This window comes from Azohydromonas lata NBRC 102462, from assembly GCF_001571085.1.
Classification (GTDB): Bacteria; Pseudomonadota; Gammaproteobacteria; order Burkholderiales; family Burkholderiaceae_C; genus Azohydromonas; species Azohydromonas lata.
Genome location: NZ_BCTC01000237.1, coordinates 1 through 2,342 on the forward strand (window position 1 = coordinate 1; position 2,342 = coordinate 2,342).

A 2,342-nucleotide genomic window follows, 5' to 3' on the forward strand; every position below is an offset into this window, starting at 1 on the left:
CAGATTGACCTCACGGGCAGCGGCGACAACACGCTGGTGCTGCGTGCGGCCGACGTGCGCGACCTGGGCGGGCTCAACACCTTCAATGACGGCAACGGCTGGAGTGGGCTGGGCGCGGCCGTGCCGCGCCACCAGCTGGTGGTGCAAGGCGACGCGGGCGACGTGCTCAGCGCCGAGGGACAGTGGATGGAGCGCGGCGCCATCACCGTGGGCGGCCAGGCCTACCGCGTGTACGACGACAGGGCTGGCGCGCAGCTCATCGTGGACGAGGACGTCACACGCAACTTCACGGTGGAGGCGGCCAGCTGGAGCCTGACCGTCTCCGGCGGGGGCAGCGTCAACAGTGCGGGCGACGTCAACGGCGACGGGCTGGCCGATCTGATTGCCGCCACCGGCACAGGCCGCAGCTACGTGGTGTTCGGCCGCAGCGGCACGGCGGCGGTGGAGCTGTCGGCGCCGGGTGCGGGCAGCGCCATGGTGATCAACGCTTCGGGCGCGGGCGACTGCAGCATCGCCAAGGCCGGAGACGTCAACGGCGACGGGTTGGGCGACGTCATCGTGAGCACGGGTGCGGGCAATGCCTACGTGGTGTTTGGGCGCAGCGGCGCGGCGCCGGTGGAGCTGTCGGCGGTGGCCGCAGGCGATGGGGGCTTTGCGATCAGCGGCCAGAGCGCTGGGGAGCTGGCCGGTGCGGGCGTGGCCGCTGTCGGGGACGTCAACGGCGACGGGCTGGGCGACGTGCTCCTGGGCACGCGCACCGGGCGCAGCTACGTGGTGTTTGGCCGCAGCAGCCGCGCGCCGTGGGATCTGTTGGCGGTGGCCGCGGGCAGCGGCGGCTTCACCGTCAATGGCCAGGGCGAGGGGGAGGTCAGTATCGGCAGCGTGGGCGACGTCAATGGCGACGGCCTGGCCGACTTGGCCGTGGGCACCGCCGGCGGCCGCGCTTATGTGGTGTACGGCCGCAGCGGCACGGCACGGGTGGAACTGTCGGCCCTGGGCGCGGGCGGCTTGGCCATCAACGGTACGGACGTGGTCAACGTGAGCGGCGCGGGCGACGTCAACGGCGACGGGCTGGCCGACCTGATCGTGGGGGGCAATGCCGGCCGCAGCTACGTGGTGTTTGGCCGCAGCGGCGCGGCGGCGGTGGAGTTGTCGGCGCTCAGCGGCGGCAGCGGCGGCCTGGTGATCAACGGCCAGAGCTCGGGGGACCTGAGCATCAGCAGCGTGGCCGGTGTGGGCGACGTCAATGGCGACGGCCTGGCCGACATGCTGGTGGGCACGCAGGCGGGGCGTGCGTACGTGGTGTTTGGCCGCGGCGATGCGGGCACGGTGGAGCTCTCGTCGGCAGCAGCACAGGGCCAGGTCGGCTTCATGGTGCCAGGCGGCAGCGGCAGTGAGGGCGTGAGCGTCTCGGCGGCGGGCGACGTCAACGGCGACGGTCTGGCCGATTTGCTCGTGAACAGCGGAGGTCGCAGCTACGTGATGGTCGGCGGTATGGGGGGCGCATTCGTGCAAACGGCCGCGGGCGTGCCGGTGGCCGGTGCGGGCGACGACACGCTCACGGCCACGGCCACCAGCGTGCTGTATGGCGGGGCGGGCAACGACCGCTTCGTCATCGACGGCACGCTGGCTTCGGCACTGCAGCTGCCGCTGGGCGCTGGCGGCAACCTGGGCCAGCTCGCACGCATTGATGGCGGCGCCGGGGTGGACAGCATCGTGCTGGCGGGCAGCGGCATCACGCTGGACCTCACGCGCGTGGTCAACCTGGGCGGTGGCGCCAGCCGCATCGAGGGCGTGGAGAAGATAGACCTCACGGGCAGCGGCAACAACACGCTGACCCTGGCTGCGGCCGACGTGAGCGACCTGGGCGGACTCAACAGCTTCAATGCCGGCAACGGATGGTCGTGGCTGGGCAGCACGGTGCCACGACACCAATTGCTGGTGGACGGCAACGCGGGCGACGTGCTCAACGCCACGGGCATCTGGGTGGACCGCGGCGCCCTCAGCGTGGGCACACAGACCTATGAGGTCTATGACGAGCGGGCCGGCGCTGCGCAACTGCTCGTGGACAAGCGCATCACGCGCAACCTGAGCGCCGTGCAGCCGTCCGTGGAGCTGTCGGCGGTGGCCGCGGGCAGCGGCGGTTTCGTGATCAACGGGCAGGGCGGCGGCGATTACAGCGGCTACAGCGTGTCCAACGCCGGGGACGTCAACGGTGACGGGCTGGCTGACCTGATCGTGGGCGCACTGTTGAGCGATGTTGCCGGCCGTACCGATGCCGGCCGCAGCTACGTGGTGTTTGGCCGCAGCGGCGCGCAGGCGGTGGAGCTGTCGGCGGTGGC

1 protein-coding gene is annotated in these 2,342 nt (G+C 71.6%); it reads left to right on the top strand.

What is annotated here, in order from left to right; genetic code table 11:
* Nucleotides 1–2,342 (top strand): beta strand repeat-containing protein (locus tag ALA01S_RS30790; RefSeq protein WP_169806056.1); only part of this gene is annotated, 2,342 nt, incomplete at both ends.